The following is a 26559-nucleotide window of genomic DNA, read 5'->3' on the forward strand; positions in this document are numbered from 1 at the left end:
CAGCCGCAACCTGGTCGGCGCGTTACCAACTGCCGTAGGGAATGCCGTACTTCTCTATGTAGCGTTTGGACCCTTCACTGATCTGGTAGGCGTAACGGCCATTGGTTTTGCCTTGGCTCGGCCCTAAAGGCTCAACTTCGGCTTGGACGCGGGTGACTTTGATTGGGTGATGACATTCATCTCTTACCCAGACCTGAACAATGCCTCCCGGTGCCAGCCCTAGATTGACCGAGGCCATATAGCTGGCGGTTTGTTTCGGCGTTTCTGGGCAACGGCGGGCGGTGGTCTTGCGCATCATCTGTCGGGCCTCTTCCGGGATGTCGATCCATACCCGATAGGTTTGCGGTTCAACCACCGATTGCCAGCGAACGAAAATGCGTTTGGGCAGGTCGGCGCCCACCACGGATTTGCCATCAATACCAACTCCGTCCCAGCCTCTGGCCCATTCCTTTTCGTAACCAGGGCGGCCACCCGCAGCAGTCCCACCAGTGCGGTGAAACTGTTTTCCGTTGATGTCCTCTACCGTGCTGTCTTCAACCCAGACTTTCATGTAATAGGGTTCGGTAAATCCAAGTTCCCACCAAGGGTTTTTGGGGTCGTTTTTTCCTGAAAGTGGGTCGCTGGCCTGACAGCCAGTCAACAGCAGTGCGCCCAGCAGGGCGATGAATACTCTCATTACCAAAGCGTCCAGTCAGGTACGTGAGGGGACGTGATTGTTGAGCAGCGCACTTCGATACCAGAAGGGCTCTGTCTACCAACTGCCATAGGGAATGCCATATTTCTCTATGTAGCGTTTGGACCCTTCACTGATCTGGTAGGCGTAACGGCTATTGGTTTTGCCTTGGCTCGGTCCTAATGGTTCAACTTCTGCTTGGGCGCGGGTGACTTTGATTGTGTTACGGCATTCATCTCTTACCCACACCTGAACAATGCCGCCTGGAGCCAAACCTATATAGACCGATGCCATAAAACGGGCAGTTTGGTGTGGCGTTTCCGGGCAACGACGGTTCGTTGAGGTAACCATGATTTTTCGGGCTTCTTCGGGAATACTCACCCACGCCCGATAAGTTTGCTGCTCTACGATGGATTGCCAACGTACGTAAATGCGCTTAGGCAGGTTGGCTCCTACCACTGACCATCCACTACCTCCAACTGTATCCCCCCAGCCTCTGGCCCACTCTTTGTCGTAACCGAGGTCGCCACCCGCAGTGGAGCCGCCGCCAGTGTGGGGGAATAGCTGGCCATTGATGTCCTCAACGGCGCTGTCTTCAACCCAGACCTTCATATAGAAAGGTTCGATAAAGCCAAGCTGCCACCAGGGATCTTTGGGGTCGTTTTTTCCGGATAGCGGGTCAGCGTGACAACCGCTTAACAGCAGTACGCCCAGAAGGGTGATGAATACTCTCATTACCAAAGCGTCCAGTCAGGTACGTGAGGGTGTTGCACACGCACGGCATCCACCGTGGGGGCATTGATATAGACGACTTTTAGACTGCCGCCGTCCCGTTTACCTAGTGGGTGATTCCAGTGGGCCGAGAGATGGATATAACGCAACTTGAGCATGGTCTCCTCCTCAGGCGTCGTACTGTAGTCACCGGTGACAAACCTGTCACACAGTGCTTGGAGTTCCGATGGAATCGCGTACTCCGGTGTCTCTGGGATTTCCTCGAGCTGCACTCCGTTCTGCTTGGCTAGCTCATACATGACACGTAGATACACTCCCGCCAACTTATTACTCATTGGTCTCTTGAGCTGTAGGCCGGCATACACCCGTTTTTTTCGCAGGCCAAGGCGGTCCTGTGAGTCCTGCGGCAGCAACAGCGGTTCTGGCGTGACGATCTCCAGCCATTGTGCGGGCCAGCCTTTGGCCATCCAGCGCTTTTTTGTTTGCACTGCATTCCGGTAAATCGAGGTCTGGCTTACCTCGGTATTGATTGGCACCTCCAGTGCCTGCATCGGGCTGACCAGTACACATTCCTGTACCTCATCCAAATAGCCGCCGCCGATATCCGAGTGCGCGCCGGGCAGGGCAATCTCGAGGTGGTCGGGCTTGACCCGGCTCAGGGCGAAGTTAGCCCGGTACTCGTCGCGAGCGACCAGTTGGACGACTGAGCGAAAGTAGCGACGGTCGAGGTGCAGCTTGATACCAGGGGCAATGGCGCTACGCACGTTGCCCAGATTGCTCAGCCCGGCAACTGACGGCACGGTGTCGAACAGACCGATAAAGCCCATGTCTACGTCGTTGCCGTATTGCCGGTTGAAGCGGGGACTGAAGGCCTTGGAGTGGTCGTGCAGAATCAGCTCAAGCGGCCCGAGCCAGCGTACAACTTCATTGGCAAAGTGCCGGGCTGCCGCCGCCCCTCGGCTAAAGCCGAAAGCATCGAAGGTCAGTGAAGTGATTTCACTCTCGGGATTCTCTTTTTGAACATCGTTTATATGTTCCTCAATCTCCCGGAATGCCCTTTGCACACATCCTGAGACTCCTGTGTCGCCACGGCCCGTACCAGAGGTAATCAGACTGTCTTTTTCACCTGCTTTGGTGCCTATCCCTTCGATATAGATTGCGCGATAGGCGCATCTTTTCAGGCCTTCACCCTCGGCTTTCTGGGGGGCGTAATACAGCTCTCTCAACAGCTTTATATTGCTCACCCCATTCCCGTAACTGCTCTCCGGATCCCTCATATACGGCTTGCAACTGCCATCGATATCCCTGGCTTCGATAGGATTCTGCGCCCCGCAAATCTGGCCCATGGCCGAGTTGCTGGCGTTATTCCCGGTACCGTCAAAGAACACGCCGATGCGCAGCGCCACCTGGACCTTTTCAGGCGGTGGTGCGGGCTCCTTGGCGTATTTCTCGTATTGGGCCCAGAGCTGTTCGCCGTAGCTGGGTTGTTCGGTCTCGGCGGAGCGTTCAGCAGAGTGCTGGTTGGGGTTGGCGGGCCGAAGAAGGCTGGGCATTGGCCCGGGTCCGTTGCTGGCCATGGGTGGTCCTGGTTCAGGCGAAAGGGGCGCTGGAAACCGTACCGGGAATGGCGGGCGATGGATTTAGGAGGAATCTGCAAGAGGCTGGGTAGGGGCTGATTCCGTCGTAGGGGAAATGGAATTTCAGAGGGGGATTGCCGAGCGCGCGCGGCGTTCGGCTGAGGCGAACGCGGGTATCAAAAATTCAAAATTCTCAATACGCGTGCCCTTAGGCACTCTGCGATCAACCACAACAATAAGAAGGTGAAGTCCATGTTCAAGCTCTCCCGGGCGTTGTTCTGTGCCGCCGCATTGCTGGGCGCCGGTCTCGCGCAGGCCGCCGACCCTATCGTGATCAAGTTCGCCCACGTGGTGGCGGAAAACACCCCCAAGGGCCAGGGCGCCCTGTTGTTCAAGAAGCTGGCCGAGGAGCGCCTGCCGGGCCGGGTCAAGGTCGAGGTGTACCCGAACTCCTCGCTGTTCGGCGACGGCAAGGAAATGGAGGCGCTGCTGCTGGGCGACGTGCAGTTGCTCGCGCCATCCCTGGCCAAGTTCGAGCAGTACACCAAGAAGATCCAGATCTACGACCTGCCATTTCTCTTCGACAACCTCGCTGCCGTCGACCGTTTCCAGCACGCCGAGGGCAAGCAACTGCTGACCGCCATGCAGGACAAGGGCATCCTCGGCCTGGCCTATTGGCACAACGGCCTCAAGCAGCTGTCGGCCAACAAGAAACTGGTGGAACCCAAGGACGCCCGCGGCCTGAAGTTCCGCGTGCAGGCCTCCAGCGTGCTGGAGGAGCAGTTCAAGGCAGTGCGCGCCAACCCGCGCAAGATGAGCTTCGCCGAGGTCTACCAGGGCCTGCAGACCGGCGTGGTCAATGGCACCGAGAACACCTGGTCGAACTATGAAAGCCAGAAGGTCCACGAGGTGCAGAAGTACTTCACCGAGACCGACCACGGCCTGATCGACTACATGGTGATCACCAACGTCAAGTTCTGGACCGGCCTGCCGCCGGATGTGCGCGGCGAGCTGGAAAAAATCATGGCCGAGGTCTCGGTGGAGGTGAACAAGCAGGCCGAAGCCCTGAACCAGACCTCCCGGCAGAAGATCATCGATGCCAAGACCAGCGAAATCGTCGCCCTGACCCCCGAGCAGCGTAACGAGTGGCGCGAAGCCATGCGCCCGGTGTGGAAGAAATTCGAGGGCGATATCGGCGCCGACCTGATCCAGGCCGCCGAAGCCGCCAACCAGGCGCAATAACGACCTGCATCCCGGCCGCTGCGCTCGCAGCGGCCCATCGGCAGCCGCTACCGGGCTGCACTCCACTGGCACTTTCGCGGAGAACCTCAATGCACAGGCTGAGGCGGTTCTGGGAACATTTTGAAGAGGCGTTCATCGCCTTCCTGCTGGCGGCCATGACGCTGGTGACTTTCGTCTACGTGGTGCTCAACAACCTCTACCCGCTGTTCTACTCCATCGGCGATGCCTGGGAAGGGGGCAGCGCGCTGTTCCTGGGGATCGGCGACTTCCTCATGGAGCTGGCCCAGGAGATGGTCTGGAGCGTGGCGCTGACCAAGATGCTGTTTGGCTGGCTGATCTTCTTCGGCATTTCCTACGGTGTGCGCACCGCCGGGCACCTGGGGGTGGACGCGCTGGTCAAGCTGGCCTCGCGCCCGGCCCAGCGCCTGCTGGCGGTGATCGCCTGCCTGTGCTGCATGGTCTACGCCGGGCTGTTCATGGTCGCCAGCTTCAAGTGGCTGATGGCGCTGATCCAGGCCGGCATCGAAGCCGAGGACCTGGACCAGTTCGGCATTCACCTGTCGCATATCGCGATGATCGTGCCCTTCGGTTTTGCCCTGGTGCTGATCCGCTACCTGGAAATCATGTGGCGCATCCTCATGCGCGGGCAGATCAACCTGGGCCTGGCCGATGAGGCGGCCGAGGCCAGCAAGCTTGCCAGTCACCACGAGGATCAGCACTGATGGCCATTCTCTGCCTGTTTCTGATGCTGTTCGTCTTCATGTTCCTCGGCGTGCCGATCGCCATTTCCCTGGGGCTGGCCGGTGCCACCTCGATCCTGCTGTTCAGCCCGGACTCCCTGAGTTCCCTGGCGATCAAGCTGTTCGAAACCTCCGAGGCCTACACCTTGCTGGCGATCCCGTTCTTCCTGCTGTCCGGGGCCTTCATGACCACTGGCGGCGTGGCGCAGCGCCTGATCGATTTCGCCAACGCCTGCGTCGGGCACATCCGCGGCGGCCTGGCGATTGCCGCGGTGCTGGCGTGCATGCTGTTCGCCGCGCTGTCGGGGTCGTCGCCGGCGACCGTGGCGGCGGTGGGCTCGATCGCCGTGGCGGGCATGGTGCGCTCCGGTTACCCGCGGGAGTTCGGCGCCGGGATCATTTGCAACGCCGGGACCCTGGGTATCCTGATTCCGCCGTCGATCGTGATGGTGGTGTACTCGGCGGCCACCGAAACCTCGGTGGGCAAGCTGTTCATGGCCGGGGTCGTTCCGGGGCTGCTGCTGGGCGTGATCCTGATGGTGGTGATCTACATCGTCGCGCGGATCAAGAAACTGCCGGCGCAACCGCGGGTATCGTTCCGCGAATGGCTGAGCACCGCGCGCCGGGCCTTCTGGGGCCTGCTGTTGCTGGTGATCATCCTCGGCGGCATCTACAGCGGCCTGTTCACCCCGACCGAAGCGGCGGCGGTGGCGGCGGTGTATTCAGCGTTCGTTGCGCTGTTCATCTACAAGGACATGCGCCTGCGCGACTGCCCGAAAGTGCTGGTGGAGTCGGGCCGGCTGTCGATCATGCTGATGTTCATCATCGCCAACGCCATGCTCTTCGCCCATGTGCTGACCACCGAACAGATCCCGCAGCAGATCACCACCTTCGTCATGGATGCCGGGCTGTCGCCCATCGGCTTCCTGCTGATGGTCAACGTGGTGCTGCTGGTGGCGGGCAGCTTCATGGAGCCCTCGGCCATCGTGCTGATCCTGGCGCCGATCTTCTTTCCGATCGCCATGAAGCTGGGCATCGACCCGATCCACCTGGGCATCGTCATGGTGGTCAACATGGAGATCGGCCTGGTGCATCCGCCGGTGGGCCTGAACCTGTTCGTCACCTCGGCGGTGACCGGCCTGAGCCTGGGCCAGACCATCCGCGCGGCGCTGCCGTGGCTGATGATCCTGCTGGCGTTCCTGATCCTGGTGACCTACGTGCCGTTCATTTCCCTGGCGCTGCCGAACTGGTTGGGGATGAACTGAAACGCTGGGCGTACATGGTCTCTGTAGGAGCCAAGCTTGCTGGCGAGGAGGGCCTCTGGAGCGATGCTGTTCTTGAGATCGTCATCGCGGGCAAGCCTCGCTCCTACGGGGGCGTGGTGCGGAATCGAGATGGACACGTTTCTGTGGGCGCCAGGCTTGCCGCGATCAACCCTCGTTCACCGCGCCGGCACCCGCCACAGATACCAGGCCGCCACCGTGCGATGCGGGCGCAAGGACAGGCCGATCTCGATCATCTGCTTGCGCGTCGGCTGCCGCTCCAGGCCCTTCAGGCGGCGGTAGCCTTCGCGCACGCCGAAGTCGTCGGCGGGCAGGATGTCCAGGCGTTCCAGGCTGTAGATCAGCAGCATCTCCACGGTCCAGCGACCGATGCCGCGCAGGCTGGTCAGGCGCTCGATCAGCGCCTCATCGTCCATGGCCCGGGCCGTCTCGTAATCCGGCACCACACCGCGCAAGGTCGCCTCGGCAATACCACGAATGGTGGCGATCTTGCCGGCGGAAAAACCGCAGGCACGCAACTGCTCGAAATCGGTGGCAAGGATCTGTTCGGGGGAGGGGAAGGACGCCGGGCCATACAGGCCAAGAAAACGCCCGAGAATCGCATCGCCAGCGCGGGCGTGCAGTTGCTGATAGGCAATCGCCCGCACCAGCGCCTCGCAGGGCTCGCGGGCCGGCTTGGCCTGGTGCAGGCACGGGCCGACCGCCTCGACATGACGAGCCCAGTCAGGGTCGAGCCCGGCCAGAAAGGCGCGGGCCTCAAGCAATGGATCGGGCATGGAAAGTCCTGGGCAATGGGCGTCGCCAGAGATTAACCAGCAATGCCCGGCGCTGCACTCGGTCTCTTGCGCTGGAATTGCCTGAGCTAGATCGAACGCTGATTGACCCGGCTGGACAGTGCCGCGGCGCTTTCCTTGCGTTCCGAATAACGGTCTACCAACAGGTCGGCGCGGCCGCGCAGGAGCAGGGTGAACTTCATCAGTTCTTCCATCACATCCACCACCCGGTCGTAGTAGGGCGAGGCCTTCATGCGGTCGTGGTCATCGAATTCGAGAAAGGCCTTGGGCACCGAGGACTGGTTGGGGATGGTGAACATGCGCATCCAGCGACCCAGCACACGCAGCTGGTTGACCGTGTTGAACGACTGCGAGCCGCCGCAGACCTGCATCACCGCCAGGGTCTTGCCCTGGGTCGGGCGTACCGCGCCGAGGGTCAGGGGGATCCAGTCGATCTGCGCCTTGAACACCGCCGACATCGCGCCATGACGTTCCGGCGAACACCAGACCTGGCCTTCGGACCACAGCACCCGTTCGCGCAGTTCCTGGACCTTGGGGTGATCCACCGGCGCATCGTCCGGCAGCGGCAGGCCGCTGGGGTCGAAGATGTAGGTTTCGGCGCCGAGGAATTCGAGAATGCGCGCCGCTTCCCGGGTCAGCAGGCGGCTGAACGAGCGCTCGCGGGTGGAGCCGTAGAGCAGCAGGATGCGCGGTTTGTGCGCGGCGGTTGCCGGGGTTTCCAGATGCTCCGGCGCCAAGGCTTGCAGCAGTTCAAGGTCAAGGGCGGACAGCTGTTCTTCGCTGGGCTTCTGGTCGTCGTTCATCACAGCGCTCCGATGCGGTCGAGGGCATTTTTCAGCTCGGTGGGCGAAAGGTGGTCGAGGTCCAGGGCGAAGAAGGCGGCCAAGCGCTGGCGGATTTTCTGCACGGTCTGCTCGAAGGCGGCCTGGATCGCCTGCTCATCGCCCTGGACCTCCGAAGGGTCCTCCAGCCCCCAGTGGCTTTTCAGCGCCGGGCCGAAATACACCGGGCAGGGCTCGCCACCGGCCTTGTCGCAGACGGTGATGACGATATCGGGCGGGCTGTCGGCGAAGGCTTCCGAACCTTTGCTGTACAGGCCTTTGGTGCTGACGCCGGCCTGTTCCAGGGTGGCCAGGGCGCGGGCGTTGAGCGTGCCACTGGGGAAGCTGCCCGAACTCACCGCCTGATGAGCGGCCGGCGCCAGATGGTTGAACAGGGCTTCGGAAAGAACGCTGCGGCAGCTGTTGGCGGTGCACATGAAGAGGATTTTCATCGGGGCTTCCGGGTAGAAGGATTGAGCCATGGGGTTAAACAGGCGTCACTGGCTTGAATATATGGTTATTCGAATATACGGATGCGAAGGCGCGTTGCCAAGCTGCCGATAGGGCCGGGCGACCGAACGCAGGCTGCGTGTCTCGGTCCGGATCGGGCAGGGGATTTACCCGGTGTCTATGCTTCAGGTTCGGCGCAGGCCGAAGAGGCCAGGCCTGTCCATGAGGTTTACCGGGCCAGGCTTCATCTCTCTGCCTATGGGTGAACGCTATGCAAACCCCTTCCACACCTCGGGATCCGGACCCGATGTCGCGCGGCACAGCCATCGCCTATGCGATCGGCCTGCCGCTGGCGCTGCTGGGATTGATCTTCCTGCCGGCCGGCACGCTCGCCTGGTGGCCCGGCTGGATATTCCTCGCCGTCATGACCCTGGGCTTTGGCGTTTCGGCCCTGGTGCTCGCCCGGGTCAACCCGGTGATCTACCGCGCGCGCAGCCGCTTCCAGGCGGGCACCAAAAGCTGGGACAAAAAACTGCTGGCGATCATCCTGCCGGCGATGGCAGCCGTGCTGCCGGTCGCCGCGCTCGATGCCGGGCGGCTGCAGGGCTCGGCTGTTCCGGCCTGGCTGGTGCTGGCGGGTTATCTGGCGGTGCTGGCGGGCATCGCAGTGACCGGCTGGGCGCAGGCGGTGAATCCGTTCTTCGAGCCGGGCGTGCGGATCCAGTCCGAGCGGCAGCAGCGGGTCATCGATAGCGGGCCTTACCGTTTTGTGCGGCATCCCGGGTATCTCGCCGCGCTGTGCCTGTTCTTCGGCATGGCATTGGCGCTGGGATCGTTCTGGGCACTGCTTCCCGCCGCGCTGGCGGCGGCGCTGCTGGTCCTGCGCACGTCATGGGAGGACCAGCTGTTGCAGGCCGAGTTGCCCGGTTATGCCGACTATTGCCAACGGGTGCGCTGGCGCTTGTTCCCCGGCCTCTGGTAATGGCAAGGACGCGCCAGGGCATGGCGCCTCCGCGGTAAGGCCAGGGCAATGTCGGGTCTACAGCAGTTGGTCGATCAACACCGCATTGCTATAGATCAGGCTGCCATCGCTGGCTCGATGCCCCACCAGATGGAACTGGCCACGGCCGTGCTGCAGGTAGACGCGCATCCGGCAGTCGGACAGGGGGGTGTACCCCTCGGGCATGATCAGCTCCATGGTGTCCATGTCGACGTCGACCATGGCCTCCTGTTCATGGGTTTTCTGCAGGCGTTCCTCGGCTTCTTCCAGGCGCAGGTGCAGGGGGCCATCGACGTAGAAATGGATCTCTCCCAGCGGCATGGATTTTTGCCCATCGCTGGACTTGCACCAGCCTTCGATCGTCAGGGCGCTCATGACGAGACCTCCATTGTGAATGTCGGGGCTTTGTGGCGCTGCCCCATTCTCAATGCCATCACTGTTCAGACCGCCGCGCGGGGCGGTTCGTTTCCTTGGCGGGCGCCTGGCGGGCTACCGCGGGTCGCGTCAGGTCTTCGCGGGCCGATGGCTGCAGGCGCCAGGCTTTTGCCAGCTTGCGGGCAGCCTTTTCTGGCAGCACCGTGGATCCGCTGTGCCGCACCGCCTTGGCATGCTCGGCAAGCCCTTCGACCAGTGCGGCCCATTCCGGCCGTGGGTCGTTGACATAGTCCCAGCCCAGCCCCAGCCAGGGGCAACGCCCACCGATCCAGGCCTGCACCGCGGGTGTCGCGCGCCGGATATAGTCGGGGGCCTTGGCCGCCTTGGGCCGGAGCGCGCGCGCCTTGACGGCCGGTATTTGCAGCTGTGGGGTGCGGTCTGGCTCCCGGGTCACCCGCATGGCCCCGAGCAAGGCGATGTCGAAAGGCACCGGCTGGCCCTGGGCGGTATAGAAATACGCCAGGCGCCGGATGCTGTCGTAGTCGGCAACGGCGCGGTACAGGTAGGCGCAGATCACCCCCAGCATGGGGTCGGCATGCTTTTTATGGCACACGCCGGCGGCGAACTGGTCGATGTCTTCGGCCTGTAGCCGGCCAGCGGCGAAATCGTCGATCGCGCCGAGCATCGCCAGGTATCTGTCGGGGGCCTTGGGCATTCCGTAGGCCTGGAAAATATCGCCGAGGGGGCTGGGCATCACCACGGCGTACTGACCCGCATAAGGCACCACCGGCGTGAAGGTGCCGTCGGCCAGCGCCACCAGGACCGGCATCCCCTGGGGATCGCTGGGGGCGTGGAACGTCTCGAACAGCGAAGTGCTGTCCAGTCGCTCGATCGGGTTGCGGGACAAGAGCTTCGCGCCCTCGCCGTAGATGATCAGGTTGGCCTCGCCGGGGTCGCCGATCTGTTTCATCCTGCGGCGAACCTCGGTGGCCGCGGACTGGCGCATCTCGGCGGCGGCATCCGCTTCCAGGCGCTGGACCAGCGCCTTGACCTTCTGTCTCTTCTCGGGAAAGCGCGGGCTCTGCTGGCGGAGCACCACCAGGTCCTGCAGCAGCTCCTTGCTGGAGTCGGGAATGCTGATTATCTGGTCGGCGGGAACTGTCAGGTCGTGCTGCTTGAGCCCGAAATCGGCGCCGAGCATGCGCTCGCGAAAGGCCGCGTCGCTGTGGACCCGCTCAAGGTTATGCTCGGCGGAATCCACCGGGCCGGCCGCCGGGGACGGCCCCATGGTGGCGGCGTTGCCCGCGGCTGGCCAGGGCTGCAACCCGGCGGGGCCCGGCAACGGCTGGGCGGTGTTGTAGAGCACGGCCGGTTCCGGATCGACCAGGCACTGCGGGTTGAGCTTGAGGCGATATTCTTTCGCCCGCTCGGTGGTGCGCGAGCGCACGCACATGCCGAGGGTCGCGGTGGTGATCAGGCCATTGCTGATGGCGGTCGGCTCGATGCCCCACAGCGCATCGGCGATCACCCCGGAGAACACGCATTTGCCCGGAGCGCCGGACATCGGCTCGGACACCATGTAACCCAGCTGCCCGTCCTGGCAGGCAGCGAGGCGATCGAACCTGGGGTTTTCCACTTGCGTGCCTTGCACGACGATCCCGCGCACCGCATCCAGTCGCGTCAGGTCGAGGTTCTTCGGCGCTTCGCGGCAGGCATCGGTGATCAGGGTGATGCGCTGCACGCCGTGCAGCAGCAACTCGGTGTAGAACGAGTCGGCCAGGACCCGGTATTTCTGGCGCAGTGAGTCGCTGAACAGCCAGGAGATCGAGCCGATATTCGCGTCGGTCAGGCCATGGCCGCAAAACGCCAGGATCAATTGCTCGACCACTTCGGCGCCCGCGGGGAACAGCTCGTCCACCGCTTGCTGCACCCGCTCGCGGGTGACCGGATTGCCCTGGCCGTCTATGGGGCCGTCGTCGACGATCCTGACGTTGTCGGCGCCGAAGCCCGAGCGCAACGCCCAGTCGCCGATCGAACGGGCGGCGAGCACGGCGCCGTCCAGGTAGGCGAAACGCAGTGTCTGGTTGGGTAGCGGTGTCAGCGTGCTCACGCCGATCGTCAGGCAGGTCCGTCTAGTCATGGGCGTGCGCCACCTTGCGCGTCATAAGGAGCCAGAGATCGAGTCGAGGGAGAATCGCTGGCCAGTGCCAGCGCGGCCGATCGCCCGGTGCCAGGCGCTCGACCAGCATGATGGCCCCGGCCACCAGCATCAGTGGAATGTGCCAGGCCCCGCCCAGCAGCGGCACCAGCATCCAGGCCCAGCACGAGGCGATACACAAGGCCCCGTGGGTTGCGCCGAACACCAGGCAATCGCGGTCGGCGGCCCAGCCGAACAGGCCGATCCGGCGCAGGCGGTGGCCACGGTTGAGCGCCGTGCGTTGCCACGGGCTGGCACTCCACAGCAGGGCAGCCAGCAGGGCCGTGGCCAGTGCCGCGCCGGCGACGCTCAGTTGCAGCAGCAAGGCGAGCCCCATCAGCAGCGGCCCGGCGGCCATCCATAAGATCGTGTAACCGAGCAGGAAGCCGAGCGCCGCACGGATGCGCCGGCGCGGCAGGCTGGAGTGCCAGACATGCAGGAGCGGCATCGCCAGCAGGGGCGGCATCATCGCCAGCAGCATCAGGGCCCAGTCCGCCAGCATCTGCTGCGCCGGGTTCAGCGCCAGTTCCGCTTTCAGCGCGGTGGGCCAGCTGGTGACGATGGACAGCCCACCCACAGCACTGCAGAAGGCGGGAAGGCTGCGGTGCCCGGCGGTGTAGAGGCACAGGGCCAGGCCCAGCCCGGCCGTCGCGAACAGCAACGGCCAGGGCGCCCGGGTGAAGCTGAGCAAGACCGGTCCGGGTTGCATGAGGCGTTACTCAGCTGACGATACCACTGCGCTTGAGCACGCTGATCCGCTCCACGGTCACCGGTTTATCCGCCGAGACCTGCTCGCCCGGGACCAGGGTCACCCGCAGATAGTCCGGGTTGAAGTCGCCGGCATCGGTCAGGCGCTGGGCCAGGTCGGTGATGTCGATGGTATAGCCGAGGCCGTGGCCGCCGTGCCCACCGTCCGGGCGCGAGGCGACGTTCAGCCCGAACAGCGTCAGGCTGCCGGCATGGCACTCGGGATGCTGCTGCGGATCGCTGTCTTTCGGCAGGTTGATGTAGACCGCAAGCTGCGGCGAGGGCGCGGAGCCGCGCACCGATTCCAGCGCCAGGTAGAGCCGGGTCACCGGCTGGCCCAGGTCCGTCGCGCCCATCGCGGCGATGCCGGTGCTGGTGGCCTGGCGGTCGAGGTCGACCTGGGTGCGTACTGGCGAGCCGCCGACCGTGACCACCGATCGGTTGGCGCCGATCGGTTCGATGTTCTGTTGTTCCGGCGCACCCATCTTGACCCGTGTCACAGCCTCTACTCCTGGTTTCACGCCCGTGCCGATGCTCAAGTCGGCATAACGCGGATGCAATTTGCCATCCTTCAACGTGTCGCGGCCGGTGAATTTCATGCCAGGGTCACCGCCACCGACCGCCGGCATGATGAAACGGCGGTCGGCCGGACCGTCGAGCCAGCGCGGATCACGGACCATGGTCTTGCCCGGAGTGTTCATCCAGGCTTCCCAGAGCCGGTCGACGTTGCAGTGGTGCAACCAGAAGATCGGGTCCAGGGCGGCGAGGTACGGGTCGGCCATGAAGCCTTCGCCACCGCCGATCAGGCGATGCACGGTGTTGTGCGGGTTGTTCTCCAGGTCGCCGGTCCAGCGGGCGAACTGGGCGAAATTGCCGGTGACCCCGCCACCGAAGCCGATGCTGCCGTCATTGCCGACCTGGAAATCGTTCTCCTGCATCGCCGCCAGGCTGAAGGCATCGAGGGAGTTCGGCCGCAGCGTGGTAAAGCCCTGCCGGCGAGGGTATTTCTTCAGCGGGTTGGGGCTGCCGTCCGGCAGGGTGTCCGCCAGGAACGCCTCCGGGGCCCGCCGCGCATCCGGGTTTTTGCTATTGAGGTAGTTCCAGTACGGAAGCGCCCAGTCGTCGCCCGTCAGTTCCTTGACCTTGGCCGCGACGATCGCCTCGAAGGCCGCCAGGTAACCGCGGTGCCAGGACAGGAAGTACCAGCTACCGTGCTGGCACTGGCTGCCGTAGGTGAAGTTGGTCAGGTCCTTGGGAACCGGATCGGAATCGCCCAGGACATTGACCTCGACCCACAACTGCCGATCGAAGCCGTGGATGGCGCCGAGGAATTTCCAGCTGTTGCGGTTGGTGATCGGTAGTTTGTCCAGTTCGCGCATGGCCAGCGCGTAATTGAGCAGGACCTTGTTGTCCCATCCGGAGCCGAGTGTTGCCACATCCTGTCGAATCGTGTTCATGAATGCACCTTCCTTGCAGCATCAGGCCAGGTGGCGCGTGTGGCGCCACACCCCTCGCAATCCTTTGCCGCTGGCGACTTCATGTTCACGGCGGAACTGCGCTCATGAGGCCCGCTGTGCTGGTGCGCGCCTCTGCGAAAATGAGTATAGAAGCCCGGCAAAAACGCCATGGCCGATTCCCGTTATCCCGATGAACGACACGGGTTTTGGCTCCTTAAGCAGACGGGCGGGGGATTGGCCTGGGTGTAATGGAAGGAACCTTTGTTCACAACGCCTGCAGCAGGCGCTGCAACTGCTGGTGTTCCCAGATGCTCAGCAGCTTGACCGGGTCGGTGCCGTAGCGCTGCCAGGCGTCGAGCGTCTCGACCCGGCCATCCGGCGAATGGCATTGCTCGCAATGGCTCAGGGTCTGGCCATGGTTGACCAGGGTCAGGGTCCAGCCTTCGATATCGAGCCGCACCTGCCAGCTATCGTCCGCCAGCAAAACGCGGTGGCTCGATGGACCCAGGGTGCGGGTGCCGAGCGCCAGTTCCCTGAGTACCTGACAGATTTCCCGGGCGGTGAGGGTGGGGGTGCTTTGCATAGGGACGATCTCGGGCATGGACGGCGGCTATTTTGCCATTGTTGCCGGCCAGCATCGGGCGGGATGACTGATTTCTTGAGCCGAAAAAAATGCCCGTATCGCGCGATACGGGCATTTTCCATGAACCTCCACCTGGTCCAGGCGAGGCCATCAGCGGTATTCAAAGAAGGGGGCAAGGCTTACTTGGCGGACTTTCGCACGCTGGACGAACGCCAGGCCTTTTCTTCCCCTGGATGCTGCACGGTCAGGTAGGCCCTCACGCCCAGTCCCGCCAGACAAAAGACCATGCCTGCGATGAATTGAAATGTAGTCATGACATGCCTCCAAAACAATCAACAGCGGACCATCTCATTTAAGTGGTGCCGGGGCCAGCCGGAGTTGTTACAGGTTGTCTAAGGACGAGGTCATCCTGCTGATGCAGGAGGGCGTAACGGCAACGGTGCTGGTTCGGGGTTCAGCTGGTCGGCACCCGGGCTGGTACTGCGGCGGCGACTCGCCAATCCCGGCCGAGGATGTCAGAAGATCACGTCCCAGTCCTTGCGGGTAAAGGCGCTGATCTGGCTGTAGCGGCCACCTTCGGAGCCGATGTTCAGGTCGCCATTGAAATCGGGATAGATCACTCGCCCGCTGGACAGCGGCAGCAGCGCCACCTTGAGTTTCTCTTGCGGGCTGGAGGTGAACTTCAGGTCGTCAATGTTCGGTGCCATATGGGGCAGAGCATAACGTGCCCGCTTCAGCTCGCCGACATAGCTGTAGATCATCGGGGTCTGGTGGTCCTGGCCCTGGGGGCGGTAGGTCTGCGAGTAGCCGATGATGGTCAGGGTCCGGCCCTTGATCTCGACAAACATGAAGTCCGGGGTCTTCTCAGTGATTTTCGTGCTGTCTTCCAGCAATCGCATGGCTTCGACACCCGTGATCAGGCTGTTGTCTTCATGACCGCTACTGTTGTAAGCGTGAAAGCCGTTGAGCTCGGTCATGGCCCGGATCAGCAGTTCCTTGGACGGATCGGGGTGCATCCAGCGGATGGGGCGGTCGCAACCGCCAAGCAGCAACATGGGCAGGGCAAGCAGCAGGGCGAACAGCGGACGGCTAGTCATGGGGCGGGAGATTCCTTTCAGTGGATGATGCGTCTGGGAGCAGCGATGGGCATGGTCGCGCACCTCGGGCGGACTGTCATTCGGTAGATGACGGATTGTGCGGGTTGCCTACATAACGTTGAGGTTATTGGATCCACTAAATCGGGATTCTTTAGCCGCACACAGCTACAAGATCATCAACAGTCTGTGCCGGCTGAGTCTGGTCGATAATCGCCCGAAAAAATCGATAGATGATTGTTTTAATAAACGATTGATTTCTATTGAGTAAATAAAAGCATCTCAGTATTTCTCCATGGATTTCAGTCGTCTTTCCAGGGATTGGTTCAATCTCAGCTCTTGTTAATGGATCCATTGGATGGTTGATTAGCCACCTGGCGATGGCGGGTCCCTCCCGACCGTCCCCCGATAAAAACTACAAGAAGGGTCTCGTCATGAATGGCTTATCAAGGGCGCGGAACTGCCTGGGTTCCGTCCGCCGTCTGTCTGTGTGCACGCTGCTGTTTTCCCTCTCGCTGTCGCCGCTATGCGCTGGGGAGGTGCGGTCATGACGCTCGACCTGAAGAGCCGCGTGGACAGCGGCCCGATGAGCGCCTTCCAGTGCCTGGCCATCGGCATCTGCATTGTCTTGAACATGATCGACGGTTTCGACGTGCTGGTGATGGCCTTCACCGCGGCCTCGGTCTCGGCCGAGTGGGGGCTGAACGGGGCGCAGGTCGGCCTGCTGCTCAGCGCCGGATTGTTCGGCATGGCGGCGGGTTCGCTGTTTATCGCGCCCTGGGCCGACCGGTTCGGCCGGCGTCCGCTGATCCTGTTCTGCCTGGCGCTGTCCGGGCTCGGCATGCTGCTCTCGGCCCTGAGCCAGACTCCCTTGCAACTGGCGCTGTTGCGCGGCCTGACCGGGCTGGGCATCGGCGGCATCCTGGCCAGCAGCAACGTGATCGCCAGCGAGTATTCCAGCAAGCGCTGGCGCGGCCTGGCGGTCAGCCTGCAATCCACCGGTTATGCCCTGGGCGCCACCCTGGGCGGGCTGTTGGCGGTGTGGTTGCTGGGCCATTGGGGCTGGCGCTCGGTGTTCCTGTTCGGCGGTGCGGTGACCTGGCTGGTGATTCCCCTGGTGCTGCTGTGGCTGCCCGAATCCCTGGACTTCCTGCTTGCCCGCCGCCCGGCCAATGCCCTGGTTCGGGTCAATCTCCTGGCCCGGCGCCTGGAGCAGCCCGAGCTTGAACAGTTGCCGCCAGAGCTGCCCAGGCAACCCGGCGCGCCCAGCGGTTTCGGCCAATTGCTGGCGCCGGCCATGCGCCGCACCACCTTGCTGATCTGGCTGCTGTTTTTCCTGGTGATGTTCGGTTTCTACTTCGTCATGAGCTGGACCCCGAAACTGCTGGTGGCCGCTGGGCTCTCGGCGCAGCAGGGGATCACCGGCGGGGTGCTGCTCAGCGTCGGCGGGATCTTCGGCGCGGCGCTGATCGGCGGCCTGGCCTCGCGCTGGCCGCTGGCCCGGGTGCTGGCGCTGTTCATGCTGATCACCGCCGGCCTGCTGGTGCTGTTCGTCGGCTCGGCCTCGTCGATTGCCGCGGCGCTCGGCCTGGGGTTGCTGATCGGGCTGTTTTCCAATGGCTGCGTGGCCGGTCTCTATGCGCTGTCGCCAGTGGTCTATGACGCCTCGGTGCGCGCCACGGGCGTTGGTTGGGGCATCGGTATCGGCCGCATCGGCGCGATCCTTTCGCCGACCGTGGCCGGCTTCCTGCTGGATGGCGGCTGGCAGCCGCTGCATCTGTACGGGGTGTTTGCCAGCGTGTTCGTGATCGCCGCCGGCTGCCTGTTGCTGCTCAAGCCGGCCCGGGCCCGGGCGCAGCCGGCGATGGCCGGCGTCTAGTTCTGGCCCTGGCCGCTGATGATGGCGTCGGCGATGGTGTCGCAGAACCAGCGCAAGGCGGCGGAGCTGTCGCTGTTGGGATGCCAGTTCAGGGACACGGCGAACTCGGCCACCGGGAACGGCAGTTCGAGCAGCTTCAGCTCGCCTTCGTGGATGAACAGCCGGGCGATCTGTGCCGGCAGCACCGCCAGCAGGTCGGTGCCGGGAATGATTTTCGGCAGCACCGAGAAGTGCGGCACATGCAGGCTGATGCGCCGTTCCACGTTCATGTTTTTCAGCACGTCTTCGACATTGCCGTGGCCGGTGGTGCGGGTCACGGCGACGTGCCGTTCGGCGAGGAACTGTTCCAGGCTCAACTGCTGGTCGATGCGCGGGTGGCCGGTGCTGAGCAGGCACACATAACGCTCGTGCATCAGCACCCGGCTGCGGACGCCGGGGACCGGCTGGCGGCAGATCGCGGCATCGACCTTGCCGCTGGTCAGCCACTCGCCGACCTGGTCCACCTGCAGCGGCAGGACCTCGACTTCGGCCAGCGGCGCGTCCTGGTTCAGGCGCGCGAGGATCAGCGGCAGAAAGCCGATTTCGCCGAGGTCGGAGAGGGCGATGCGAAAGCGCCGCTCGGTGCTCGCCGGGGCGAAGTGGCGACAGCCCTGCACGGTGCTTTCGATGCGGGTCAGGGATTCGCGCAAGGGGCCGTACAACTGCTCGGCGACAAAGGTTGGCTGGATGCCGTCGCGGGTGCGGCTGAACAGGGCGTCGTCGAACAGCTCGCGCAGGCGCGCCAGGCCATAGCTGACCGAGGGCTGGGTGACGAACAGGCGCTCGGCGGCCAGGGTCACGCTGCGGGCTTCGTAGAGGGTGACGAAGGTGCGGATCAGGTTCAGATCGATGTGGCTCATGGTGCCCCTGGGATATAGACAGGTCTTATTTTTGATAGAGATAGTATCGATTTGATCAATTTTGTAGCGGCTGCAAGAGTAACCCGAAATCCAATAACAAGGGTCCTTATGAAAACCGTTCACTCTGCGTCCTACGAGATTCTTCGCGAGCAAGGCCTGACCACCATCTTCGGCAATCCTGGCTCCAACGAGCTGCCGTTTCTCAAGGGGTTTCCCGAGGACTTCCGCTACATCCTCGGCCTGCACGAAGGCGCGGTGGTCGGCATGGCCGACGGTTATGCCCTGGCCACTGGCAAGCCGACCTTCGTCAACCTGCATGCCGCCGCCGGTACCGGCAACGGCATGGGCGCGCTGACCAATGCCTGGTACTCCCACAGCCCGCTGGTGATCACCGCCGGGCAGCAGGTGCGCTCGATGGTCGGCGTGGAAGCGATGCTGGCCAACGTCGATGCGGCGCAACTGCCCAAGCCCCTGGTCAAGTGGAGCCACGAGCCGGCCTCGGCCCAGGACGTGCCGCGCACCCTGAGCCAGGCGATCCATATGGCCAGCCTGGCGCCACGCGGGCCGGTGTATGTGTCGATTCCCTATGACGACTGGGCCTGCGCGGCGCCGGCCGGGGTCGAGCATCTGGCGCGGCGCCAGGTGGCCAACGCCGGCCTGCCTTCGGCGGCGCAACTGCAAGCGCTGGCCGAGCGCCTGGCGGCGGCACGTAGCCCGGTGCTGGTGCTCGGCCCGGATGTCGACGGCAGTGGCAGCAACGGCCTGGCGGTGCAGCTGGCGGAAAAACTGCGGATGCCGGCCTGGGTCGCGCCTTCCGCTTCGCGTTGCCCGTTCCCCACCCGTCATCCGTGTTTCCGTGGCGTGCTGCCGGCGGCCATCGCCGGGATCAGCCGCTGCCTGGCCGAGCACGATCTGATCCTGGTGGTGGGCGCCCCGGTGTTCCGCTACCACCAATACGCCCCGGGCGATTACCTGCCGGCGGACTGTGAGCTGGTGCACCTGACCTGCGACCCGGGCGAGGCGGCGCGGGCGCCCATGGGCGATGCGCTGGTGGGCGATATCGCCCTGACCCTCGAAGCCCTGGTCGAGGTGCTGCCACAGAGCGAACGGCCGCTGCCGAGCGCCTTGCCGCTGCCGGCGCCGGTGCGCGAGGAGGGCGGCCTGCTGCGCCCGGAAACGGTGTTCGACCTGATCGACCAGCTGGCGCCGCGGGACGCGATCTACGTCAAGGAGTCCACCTCCACCGTCAGCGCGTTCTGGCAGCGGGTGGAGATGAGCGAGCCCGGCAGTTACTTCTTTCCCGCCGCCGGCGGTCTCGGCTTCGGCTTGCCGGCCGCGGTCGGCGTGCAACTGGCGACGCCCGGGCGGCGGGTGGTGGCGATCATCGGCGACGGCTCGGCCAACTACGGCATCACCGCGCTGTGGACCGCCGCGCAGTACGGCATCCCGGTGGTGTTCATCATCCTCAAGAACGGCACCTACGGCGCGCTGCGCTGGTTCGCCGATGTGCTGCAGGTCAGCGATGCGCCGGGGCTGGACGTACCGGGCCTGGATTTCTGCGCCATCGCCCAGGGCTACGGCGTGCAGGCGGTGCATGCCGCCACCGGCGCCGAGTTCGCCGCCGCCTTCAGCGCGGCCCTGGCCGGCGATCGCCCGGTACTGATCGAGGTGCCGACCCTGACCATCGAACCCTGATTCTCAAGGACTGAGCTTGCGCCGGGCTGCAGGCCCGGCAATGCCAACCGCGCCTTGCGCACACTCACCACAACAATAAAAAGAGGTGGCTATGAACACGACTTCGGTCAGTGAAGTGATGGAGGGGACGCCCCGGCAATCGCGGCCTGTTGCCGGCAGTGCCGATATCGGCACCTTGCTCGATGACGGGCCCTACACCGGGATGCAGAAGATCGTGGTGTTGCTGGCCGCGCTGTCGATCGTGATGGACGGTTTCGACGGTCAGCTCATCGGTTTCGCCATACCGCTGATGATCAAGGAATGGGGGATCACCCGCGAGGCCTTCGCCCCCGCGGTGGCCGCCGGGCTGATCGGCATGGGCATCGGCAGTGCCTGCGCCGGGCTGTTCGCCGACCGTTTCGGCCGGCGCATGGCGGTCATCGCCAGCGTGATCCTGTTCGGTACCGCGACCTGCGCCATCGGCCTCTCGCCGGATGCGTTGACCGTGGCGGCGCTGCGCTTTATCGCCGGGCTGGGCATCGGTGGTGCCTTGCCCAGCGCCACCACCATGACCGCCGAATTCACCCCGGCGCGCCGCCGCACCCTGGCGGTCACGGCGACCATCGTCTGTGTGCCCCTGGGCGGGATGCTGGCGGGGCTGTTCGCCTCCCACGTACTGCCGCTGTATGGCTGGCGCACGCTGTTCTTTATCGGCGGTAGCCTGCCCATCGTGCTGGGCCTGTTGCTGCTGGCGACCTTGCCGGAGTCGCCGCGTTTCCTGGCGCGCCGGCCGCAGCGTTGGGGCGAGTTGACCGCGCTGCTGGGACGCATGGGCCGACCCATGCCCGAGGGCGTGCGCTACACCGATGCGCTGGAGCAGAAGAGCGAGCAGCAGGGCGGCTTCCGTGCCTTGTTCGCCCCCGGCTACGGGCGCGATACCGTGGCGGTCTGGGTGGCGTTCTTCATGTGCCTGACCGCTGTCTACAGCGCCTTCAGCTGGCTGCCGACCATGCTCCTGGCCGAAGGCTTGCCGCTGGCGCTGGCCAGTTCGGGCCTTACCGCCTACAACCTGGGCGGGGTGATCGGCGCGCTGGTCTGCGCGGTGGCCATGACCCGCTGGGGTTCGTTCTGGCCGCTGCTGATCTGCTGCGCCGGCGGCGCGGCCAGCGCCTTCGCCATGCAGGCGGTGGACGTCGACCAGAACACCAGCCTGCTGATCTTCGGCTTTGGCGTGCATGGGCTGTTCGTCAACGCGGTGCAGTCCACCCTCTATGCGCTGTGCGCCTTTATCTATCCCACCGCGGTGCGTGCCACCGGCACCGCATCGGCCCTGGCCTTCGGGCGCATGGGCGCGATCCTCAGCGCCTTCGTCGGCGCCACGGTGATCACCCAGGGCGGCGCCCACGCTTACCTGACGTTGCTCGGAACGGTGATGGCCTTGGCGCTGATCGCCCTGGTGCTGGTGCGCCGCCATATTCCCCGGCGGGTGCCTGGATCAGCCCGGGCCGACAAGCAGCACCTTGCCGATCAACCCTCACAGCCATAAGGAGGTTCGATGAACATCAGCATTCTCGGAGCAGGCGCCATGGGCTCGCTGTTTGGCGGCCTGCTGGCGGAAAGCGGGCAGCAGGTCACGCTGCTGGACATCAACGACGCGCACCTGGAGGCGATCCGCCGCCAGGGATTGCGCCTGGAGACCGACAGCGGCGACCGGCGCATCGGCGGCCTGAGCGCCTGCCGGCCAGAGCAGGTGGCGGGCCAGCCTGACCTGCTGCTGGTCTTCACCAAGGCCCAGCACACCGACAGTGCGCTGCGCAGCATTGCCGGCCATATCGGCGAGCACACGCGGGTGCTGACTTTGCAGAACGGCCTGGGCAACGCCGAAGCGCTGTGCCGCCATGTCGCCCCGCAGCGGGTGATGATCGGCATGACCACCTGGCCCGCCGACATGGCCGGGCCGGCCCATGTTCGCTCCCATGGCCAGGGCGTGGTCCGGCTGATGTCGCTGGAGGGTGTCGAACGCCAGGCCAGCAACCAGGTGGCTGCGGTGCTGGAGGCGGCGGGGCTGCAATGCGCGGTGGACCCGCAGGTCTGGACTTCGATCTGGGAGAAGGTGGCGTTCAACGCGGCCTTGAACAGCCTGTGCGCCGTCACCGGCTGCACGGTGGGGCAACTGGATGCCGCGCCGGAAGGCGTGGCGCTGGCCCGGGCCATCGTGCTGGAGGTGCTCAGCGTCGCGCAGTCGGTGGGGGTGGCAACGGATGCGCAGCGCTGCCTGGAGACGGTGGCCTATGCCATCGCCCACCACCGGACGCACAAGCCGTCGATGCTGCAAGACGTGCTGGCCGGACGGCCCACGGAAATCGGCGCGATCAATGGCGAGGTCCTGGCCAGGGCGCTCCAGGCCGGCATCGCCGTGCCGTACACCGAAACCCTGCTGGGGCTGCTGCGCCTGATCGAGGCGCGGGCGGCCACCGGAGGCGGTCATGAATAACCCTGCAAACCCGGTTCGACGCCCTGAGTCGCGAGCCCCCCTTTCCTGTGAGTCCTGCCTTCGAGGAGCTTTGTCATGAATGAGTCCCCAGCTGTCTACAGCGATCTGCACCTGCAACCCATCGCCGGGGAATGGCGCGCCGGCGCCGCCGGCAAAACACTGGCGGTGAGCAACCCGTTCGATGGTGCGCTGTTGCTGGAAGTGGCCCAGGCCAACCGCGCGGACCTGGATGCCGCCTATGCCAAGGCCGCCGCGGTGCAGCCGCAATGGGCGGCGCTCGGGCCGTCGGCGCGAGCGGCGGTATTGCATCAGGTGGTGGCGGTGTTCGACCGGCGCCGCGAGGAAATCGTCGACTGGATCATTCGCGAGTCCGGCAGCACCCGGCTCAAGGCGCAGCTGGAGTGGGGCGCGGCGCGGGCCATCGCCCTGGAGTCGGCGTCGTTTCCGGCGCGGGTTCACGGGCGCATTCTCGAGTCCGATGTGCCGGGCAAGGAGAGCCGGGTCTATCGCAGTGCCCTGGGGGTGGTCGGGGTCATCAGCCCGTGGAACTTCCCCCTGCACCTGACCCAGCGCTCCATCGCCCCGGCGCTGGCCCTGGGCAACGCGGTGGTGGTCAAGCCGGCCAGCGATACGCCGGTCTGCGGCGGCCTGCTGCTGGCGAAGATTTTCGAGGAGGCCGGCCTGCCGGCGGGCGTGCTCAGCGTGGTGGTGGGGGCGGGCAGCGAGATCGGCGATGCCTTTGTCGAGCATCCGATTCCCTCGCTGATCACCTTCACCGGTTCGACCCCGGTGGGTCGCGGCATCGGCCGTATCGCCAGCGGCGGCGCACACCTCAAGCATGTGGCCCTGGAGCTGGGCGGCAACAGCCCGTTCGTGGTCCTGGCCGACGCCGATCTCGAACAGGCGGTGAACGCGGCAGTGTTCGGCAAGTTCCTGCACCAGGGGCAGATCTGCATGGCGGTCAACCGGATCATTGTCGACGACAGCCTCTACGACGCCTTTGCCGAGCGTTTCGTCGAACGGGTCAAGGGCCTCAAGGTCGGCGATCCGCAATCGATCGAGACGGTCATCGGCCCGGTGATCAACGAGCGGCAGTTGCAAGGCCTGCGCGAGAAGATCGAACTGGCCCGCCGCGAAGGCGCCGAGCCGCTCTACGAGGGCGGGGCCCAGGGCAATCTGCTGGCGCCCCATGTCTACGGCGAGGTCACAGTCGACATGGACCTGGCGCGCAATGAAATCTTCGGCCCGCTGGTGGGCCTGCTGCGCGCGCGGGACGAGGCCCACGCCCTGGAGCTGGCCAACGCCAGCGAATTCGGCCTGTCCAGCGCGGTGTTCAGCCGCAACCTGGAGCGTGGGGTGAACTTCGCCCGGCAGATTCGCGCGGGCATGACCCATATCAACGATATCCCGGTGAACGACGAGGCCAACGCGCCCTTCGGTGGGGAAAAGAACTCGGGGCTCGGGCGCTTCAACGGCGACTGGGCGATCGATGAATTCACCCGCGATCACTGGATCAGCGTGCAGCACTCGGCGCGTCGTTATCCCTTCTGATGCGTTGAGCTGACGATTTCGCCCGGCCCCTGAACAAGGCCGGGCATTCTTGCAGCCGATAGGAGGCGGGCCTGGAGCGGCCTGTCGGGGAACGGCTGCGCCTATGCAAAGCGGAGAACAATAATAATGAACACCCCTCACTGCATCCTCGCGCGCTCGCTGGCCGCGGCTTCATTGGCACTGGGCACGGGCCTGCCGGCCTGGGCCGAAGAAGGCGGCTTTTTCGACGACGCCAAGACTGACCTGGTGCTGCGCAACTATTACTTCAATCGGGACTTTCGCGACCCGGGGGCGGCCAAGAGCAAGGTCGAGGAATGGGCCCAGGGTTTTATCCTCAAGTTCAATTCCGGCTACACCCCGGGCGTCGTCGGGTTCGGCCTGGACGGCATCGCCATGTTCGGCGTCAAGCTCGACAGCGGGCGCGGCACCAGTGGTTCGGAGCTGTTGCCAGTGCACGACGACGGGCGCGCGGCGGACAACTACGGCCGCGCCGGCGTGGCGGCGAAAATGCGTATTTCCGCCACTGAATTGAAGGTTGGCGAGTTGCTGCCGGACATTCCGCTGCTGCGCTACGACGACGGCCGGCTGCTGCCGCAGACCTTCCGCGGGGCGATGCTCGATTCGCGGGAAATCGCCGGGCTGGGGTTGCAGGCCGGGCAGTACCGTTCGGTGAGCCTGCGCAACTCCTCGGACATGCAGGACCTCTCGGCCTGGGCCGCGCCCGGGGTGACCTCCGACGGCTTCACCTATGCCGGCGCCGAGTACCGCTTCAACCAGCAGCGCACGCTGGTCGGTGCCTGGCATGCGCAGCTGGAAGACATCTATCAGCAAAGCTACTTCAACTTGCTGCACAAGCAGCCGGTGGGCGACTGGGTGCTGGGGGCGAACCTTGGTTATTTCATCGACAAGGATGACGGCCAGGCGCGCATCGGCGAGATCCGGAGCCGCACTGCCTATGCCTTGCTCTCGGCTTCAACCGCCGGGCATACCCTGTACCTGGGCTTGCAGAAGGTCAGTGGCGACAGTCCGTGGATGTCGGTGTATGGCAGCAGCGGCCGGACCCTGGGCAACGACATGTTCAACGGCAACTTCAGCAATGCCGACGAGCGTTCCTGGCAGGTGCGTTATGACTACAACTTTGCCGCCCTGGGCGTGCCGGGGTTGTTGGCCATGGTGCGCTATGGGCATGGCGAGAATGCCACGACCAAGGCCGGGAGCAATGGCAAGGAGTGGGAGCGGGATACGGAGGTGGGGTATACCTTTCAGAGTGGGAGTCTGAAGAATCTCAGTGTGCGGGTGAATAACGCTACCAATCGGCGCAGCTTTAACAGCGACTTTGATCAGACTCGGGTGATTGTCAGCTATCCGTTGTCGTTCTGAACCTTCCAGCTCCGTCGCGGGTAGGCGCGGCCGGTCGACGCTCGATTGTCCACGATGATGTCTGTTTTGGCGCTGCCGTTTTGATGGCGTACATGTCATGGCAGGCACGTTTGCAGGCTTCTGTAGGAGCGAGGCTTGCCCGCGATGGCGTCCGTGCTGGCGCTGCATTTTTTGGACGGTGTACATATCCATTCCTGCGGTAACGGCGGCTTAGGGTTCCGCCCTTACGGCGGCTCACTTTTGAAAAGCGCAAAAGTAAGCAAAACGCTCTTGCCCCACCACTCGGTGCCTCGCCTAGGCTCGGTATACCCTCACTCCGGCATTGATCCGTGGGCCGCCGCCACAGGCCATCCATGGCCTGGGGCGGCTAACCCGGCATCCCTGCCGGGTTACCCACGGCTCAATGCCTGCGTTCGGCCATCGTGGTTAACGGGGCGTTCAGATCAAAAGCAAGACGGCGGCCTACCGACCGGCCTGGGGCTGAGTCGCTCCCTGTAGCCGCTGCCGAGCCTGCGAGGCTGCGATCGACCCCGAAGGGGGCGCAGGATCTTGAGATCGCTGAAGGCCTGCGGCCTTATCGCAGCCTGCGGCAGCGGCTACAGGGGGGGGGCGTGTACTGTGAGGCAGTAGGTCGCGCATCTTCTGTAGGAGCGAGGCTTGCCCGCGATGGCGTCCGTGCTGGCGCTGCATTTTTTGGATGGGGTGCATATCCGTTGCTGCGGTAACGGCGGCTTAGGGTTCCGCCCTTACGGCGGCTTACTTTTGAAAAGCGCAAAAGTAAGCAAAACGCTCTTGCCCCACCACTCGGTGCCTCGCCAAGGCTCGGCATACCCTCACTCCGGCATTGATCCGTGGGCCGCCGCCACAGGCCATCCATGGCCTGGGGCGGCTAACCCGGCATCCCTGCCGGGTTACCC

Annotated in this window: 24 protein-coding genes; 10 read left to right on the plus strand and 14 right to left on the minus strand. The window is 64.3% G+C overall.

Annotation, left to right across the window (positions count from 1 at the left end; genetic code table 11):
- Positions 1-22: 22 nt before the first annotated feature.
- The 3 genes from PVZ78_RS07600 to PVZ78_RS07610 form a co-directional block, all read right to left on the minus strand.
- Positions 23-676 carry a DUF2931 family protein gene (locus tag PVZ78_RS07600; RefSeq protein ID WP_273828523.1) on the minus strand — a complete coding sequence of 218 codons (654 nt, stop codon included), beginning with the start codon at positions 674-676 and terminating at the stop codon, positions 23-25.
- A gap of 75 nt (positions 677-751) precedes the next feature.
- Positions 752-1408, minus strand: a complete 657-nt coding sequence (locus tag PVZ78_RS07605; protein WP_273828524.1) for a DUF2931 family protein — start codon at positions 1406-1408, stop codon at positions 752-754.
- A complete protein-coding gene (locus PVZ78_RS07610; protein ID WP_053268817.1) occupies positions 1408-2982 on the minus strand; it encodes a phospholipase effector Tle1 domain-containing protein in 1575 nt (524 codons plus the stop codon). The genes PVZ78_RS07605 and PVZ78_RS07610 overlap by 1 nt, the downstream gene beginning before the upstream one ends.
- A 252-nt stretch (positions 2983-3234) precedes the next feature.
- Here PVZ78_RS07610 and dctP point away from each other — a divergent pair, with 252 nt between their 5' ends.
- The 3 genes from dctP (at position 3235) to dctM (ending at position 6229) form a co-directional block, all read left to right on the plus strand.
- A complete protein-coding gene (gene dctP / locus PVZ78_RS07615; protein WP_257374040.1) occupies positions 3235-4224 on the plus strand; it encodes a C4-dicarboxylate TRAP substrate-binding protein DctP in 990 nt (329 codons plus the stop codon).
- 89 nt (positions 4225-4313) lie between these two features.
- Positions 4314-4946: a TRAP transporter small permease gene (locus PVZ78_RS07620; protein WP_257374039.1), complete on the plus strand. Its 633-nt coding sequence runs from the start codon at positions 4314-4316 to the stop codon at positions 4944-4946.
- Positions 4946-6229, plus strand: a complete 1284-nt coding sequence (gene dctM, locus PVZ78_RS07625; RefSeq protein WP_016702635.1) for a C4-dicarboxylate TRAP transporter large permease protein DctM — start codon at positions 4946-4948, stop codon at positions 6227-6229. The genes PVZ78_RS07620 and dctM overlap by 1 nt, the downstream gene beginning before the upstream one ends.
- Before the next feature lie 176 nt (positions 6230-6405).
- Here dctM and PVZ78_RS07630 read toward each other — a convergent pair whose 3' ends face one another.
- The 3 genes from PVZ78_RS07630 to PVZ78_RS07640 all read right to left on the minus strand — a co-directional run bounded on the left by PVZ78_RS07630 (position 6406) and on the right by PVZ78_RS07640 (position 8314).
- Entirely contained in the window at positions 6406-7023 is a 618-nt protein-coding gene (locus tag PVZ78_RS07630; protein ID WP_038579711.1) for a DNA-3-methyladenine glycosylase family protein, read from the minus strand.
- Positions 7024-7109: 86 nt separating this feature from the next.
- Positions 7110-7844: an arsenical resistance protein ArsH gene (gene arsH, locus PVZ78_RS07635; protein WP_009048542.1), complete on the minus strand. Its 735-nt coding sequence runs from the start codon at positions 7842-7844 to the stop codon at positions 7110-7112.
- Complete coding sequence (locus PVZ78_RS07640; RefSeq protein ID WP_016702633.1) at positions 7844-8314, minus strand: arsenate reductase ArsC; 471 nt, start codon at positions 8312-8314, stop codon at positions 7844-7846. The genes arsH and PVZ78_RS07640 overlap by 1 nt, the downstream gene beginning before the upstream one ends.
- A 269-nt stretch (positions 8315-8583) precedes the next feature.
- Between PVZ78_RS07640 and PVZ78_RS07645 the strand changes: the two genes are divergently transcribed.
- Positions 8584-9294, plus strand: coding sequence for an isoprenylcysteine carboxylmethyltransferase family protein (locus tag PVZ78_RS07645; protein WP_273828525.1), 711 nt, complete (start codon positions 8584-8586; stop codon positions 9292-9294).
- 57 nt (positions 9295-9351) lie between these two features.
- Here PVZ78_RS07645 and PVZ78_RS07650 read toward each other — a convergent pair whose 3' ends face one another.
- The 7 genes from PVZ78_RS07650 to PVZ78_RS07680 all read right to left on the minus strand — a co-directional run bounded on the left by PVZ78_RS07650 (position 9352) and on the right by PVZ78_RS07680 (position 15768).
- Positions 9352-9687, minus strand: a complete 336-nt coding sequence (locus PVZ78_RS07650) for a hypothetical protein (RefSeq protein WP_009048545.1) — start codon at positions 9685-9687, stop codon at positions 9352-9354.
- A gap of 58 nt (positions 9688-9745) precedes the next feature.
- Positions 9746-11827, minus strand: a complete 2082-nt coding sequence (locus PVZ78_RS07655; protein ID WP_273828526.1) for a hypothetical protein — start codon at positions 11825-11827, stop codon at positions 9746-9748.
- Complete coding sequence (locus PVZ78_RS07660; RefSeq protein ID WP_273828527.1) at positions 11820-12593, minus strand: copper chaperone; 774 nt, start codon at positions 12591-12593, stop codon at positions 11820-11822. The genes PVZ78_RS07655 and PVZ78_RS07660 overlap by 8 nt, the downstream gene beginning before the upstream one ends.
- 10 nt (positions 12594-12603) lie before the next feature.
- Positions 12604-14088, minus strand: a complete 1485-nt coding sequence (locus PVZ78_RS07665) for a tyrosinase family protein (RefSeq protein ID WP_016702629.1) — start codon at positions 14086-14088, stop codon at positions 12604-12606.
- A gap of 265 nt (positions 14089-14353) precedes the next feature.
- Entirely contained in the window at positions 14354-14671 is a 318-nt protein-coding gene (locus PVZ78_RS07670) for a DUF7693 family protein (protein WP_016702628.1), read from the minus strand.
- A 179-nt stretch (positions 14672-14850) separates the two neighbouring features.
- Complete coding sequence (locus tag PVZ78_RS07675) at positions 14851-14985, minus strand: hypothetical protein (RefSeq protein ID WP_016702627.1); 135 nt, start codon at positions 14983-14985, stop codon at positions 14851-14853.
- Between the two features lie 201 nt (positions 14986-15186).
- Entirely contained in the window at positions 15187-15768 is a 582-nt protein-coding gene (locus PVZ78_RS07680; protein WP_016702626.1) for a hypothetical protein, read from the minus strand.
- 544 nt (positions 15769-16312) lie between these two features.
- On the opposite strand from PVZ78_RS07680, the gene PVZ78_RS07685 reads away from it, so the two are divergent.
- Positions 16313-17644 (plus strand): MFS transporter, encoded by a 1332-nt coding sequence (locus PVZ78_RS07685; protein WP_273828528.1) that lies wholly within the window; start codon positions 16313-16315, stop codon positions 17642-17644.
- Here the strand turns inward: PVZ78_RS07685 and PVZ78_RS07690 are convergent.
- Positions 17641-18543 carry a LysR family transcriptional regulator gene (locus tag PVZ78_RS07690; protein WP_198918715.1) on the minus strand — a complete coding sequence of 301 codons (903 nt, stop codon included), beginning with the start codon at positions 18541-18543 and terminating at the stop codon, positions 17641-17643. The genes PVZ78_RS07685 and PVZ78_RS07690 overlap by 4 nt on opposite strands.
- A gap of 108 nt (positions 18544-18651) precedes the next feature.
- On the opposite strand from PVZ78_RS07690, the gene mdlC reads away from it, so the two are divergent.
- The 5 genes from mdlC (at position 18652) to PVZ78_RS07715 (ending at position 25642) form a co-directional block, all read left to right on the plus strand.
- The gene (mdlC, locus tag PVZ78_RS07695) at positions 18652-20238 is read left to right on the plus strand and encodes a benzoylformate decarboxylase (RefSeq protein ID WP_273828529.1); all 1587 of its coding nucleotides are present in this window, start codon (positions 18652-18654) and stop codon (positions 20236-20238) included.
- A gap of 91 nt (positions 20239-20329) precedes the next feature.
- Positions 20330-21763, plus strand: coding sequence for an MFS transporter (locus tag PVZ78_RS07700; protein ID WP_273828530.1), 1434 nt, complete (start codon positions 20330-20332; stop codon positions 21761-21763).
- Positions 21764-21772: 9 nt separating this feature from the next.
- Complete coding sequence (locus PVZ78_RS07705; RefSeq protein ID WP_273828531.1) at positions 21773-22711, plus strand: ketopantoate reductase family protein; 939 nt, start codon at positions 21773-21775, stop codon at positions 22709-22711.
- A 75-nt stretch (positions 22712-22786) separates the two neighbouring features.
- The gene (locus PVZ78_RS07710; protein WP_273828532.1) at positions 22787-24262 is read left to right on the plus strand and encodes an aldehyde dehydrogenase family protein; all 1476 of its coding nucleotides are present in this window, start codon (positions 22787-22789) and stop codon (positions 24260-24262) included.
- A gap of 126 nt (positions 24263-24388) precedes the next feature.
- Positions 24389-25642 carry an OprD family porin gene (locus PVZ78_RS07715; RefSeq protein ID WP_273828533.1) on the plus strand — a complete coding sequence of 418 codons (1254 nt, stop codon included), beginning with the start codon at positions 24389-24391 and terminating at the stop codon, positions 25640-25642.
- The last annotated feature ends 917 nt before the right edge of the window (positions 25643-26559 follow it).

It is taken from the genome of Pseudomonas sp. SBT1-2 (genome assembly GCF_028640875.1).
GTDB classification, from domain to species: Bacteria; Pseudomonadota; Gammaproteobacteria; order Pseudomonadales; family Pseudomonadaceae; genus Aquipseudomonas; species Aquipseudomonas chlororaphis_I.

Bases quoted from the DNA above. Each gene is read 5' to 3' on its own strand.
- PVZ78_RS07640 (WP_016702633.1), bottom strand. From the start codon at position 8,314: ATGAAAATCCTCTTCATGTGCACCGCCAACAGCTGCCGCAGCGTTCTT.
- PVZ78_RS07675 (WP_016702627.1), bottom strand. From the start codon at position 14,985: ATGACTACATTTCAATTCATCGCAGGCATGGTCTTTTGTCTGGCGGGA.
- PVZ78_RS07600 (WP_273828523.1), bottom strand. From the start codon at position 676: ATGAGAGTATTCATCGCCCTGCTGGGCGCACTGCTGTTGACTGGCTGT.
- dctM (WP_016702635.1), top strand. From the start codon at position 4,946: ATGGCCATTCTCTGCCTGTTTCTGATGCTGTTCGTCTTCATGTTCCTC.
- PVZ78_RS07705 (WP_273828531.1), top strand. From the start codon at position 21,773: ATGAACATCAGCATTCTCGGAGCAGGCGCCATGGGCTCGCTGTTTGGC.
- PVZ78_RS07655 (WP_273828526.1), bottom strand. From the start codon at position 11,827: ATGACTAGACGGACCTGCCTGACGATCGGCGTGAGCACGCTGACACCG.
- PVZ78_RS07650 (WP_009048545.1), bottom strand. From the start codon at position 9,687: ATGAGCGCCCTGACGATCGAAGGCTGGTGCAAGTCCAGCGATGGGCAA.
- mdlC (WP_273828529.1), top strand. From the start codon at position 18,652: ATGAAAACCGTTCACTCTGCGTCCTACGAGATTCTTCGCGAGCAAGGC.
- PVZ78_RS07605 (WP_273828524.1), bottom strand. From the start codon at position 1,408: ATGAGAGTATTCATCACCCTTCTGGGCGTACTGCTGTTAAGCGGTTGT.
- PVZ78_RS07670 (WP_016702628.1), bottom strand. From the start codon at position 14,671: ATGCAAAGCACCCCCACCCTCACCGCCCGGGAAATCTGTCAGGTACTC.
- PVZ78_RS07645 (WP_273828525.1), top strand. From the start codon at position 8,584: ATGCAAACCCCTTCCACACCTCGGGATCCGGACCCGATGTCGCGCGGC.
- PVZ78_RS07630 (WP_038579711.1), bottom strand. From the start codon at position 7,023: ATGCCCGATCCATTGCTTGAGGCCCGCGCCTTTCTGGCCGGGCTCGAC.
- PVZ78_RS07715 (WP_273828533.1), top strand. From the start codon at position 24,389: ATGAACACCCCTCACTGCATCCTCGCGCGCTCGCTGGCCGCGGCTTCA.
- PVZ78_RS07665 (WP_016702629.1), bottom strand. From the start codon at position 14,088: ATGAACACGATTCGACAGGATGTGGCAACACTCGGCTCCGGATGGGAC.
- dctP (WP_257374040.1), top strand. From the start codon at position 3,235: ATGTTCAAGCTCTCCCGGGCGTTGTTCTGTGCCGCCGCATTGCTGGGC.
- PVZ78_RS07660 (WP_273828527.1), bottom strand. From the start codon at position 12,593: ATGCAACCCGGACCGGTCTTGCTCAGCTTCACCCGGGCGCCCTGGCCG.
- PVZ78_RS07700 (WP_273828530.1), top strand. From the start codon at position 20,330: ATGAACACGACTTCGGTCAGTGAAGTGATGGAGGGGACGCCCCGGCAA.
- PVZ78_RS07620 (WP_257374039.1), top strand. From the start codon at position 4,314: ATGCACAGGCTGAGGCGGTTCTGGGAACATTTTGAAGAGGCGTTCATC.
- arsH (WP_009048542.1), bottom strand. From the start codon at position 7,844: ATGAACGACGACCAGAAGCCCAGCGAAGAACAGCTGTCCGCCCTTGAC.
- PVZ78_RS07610 (WP_053268817.1), bottom strand. From the start codon at position 2,982: ATGGCCAGCAACGGACCCGGGCCAATGCCCAGCCTTCTTCGGCCCGCC.
- PVZ78_RS07690 (WP_198918715.1), bottom strand. From the start codon at position 18,543: ATGAGCCACATCGATCTGAACCTGATCCGCACCTTCGTCACCCTCTAC.
- PVZ78_RS07685 (WP_273828528.1), top strand. From the start codon at position 16,313: ATGACGCTCGACCTGAAGAGCCGCGTGGACAGCGGCCCGATGAGCGCC.
- PVZ78_RS07680 (WP_016702626.1), bottom strand. From the start codon at position 15,768: ATGACTAGCCGTCCGCTGTTCGCCCTGCTGCTTGCCCTGCCCATGTTG.
- PVZ78_RS07710 (WP_273828532.1), top strand. From the start codon at position 22,787: ATGAATGAGTCCCCAGCTGTCTACAGCGATCTGCACCTGCAACCCATC.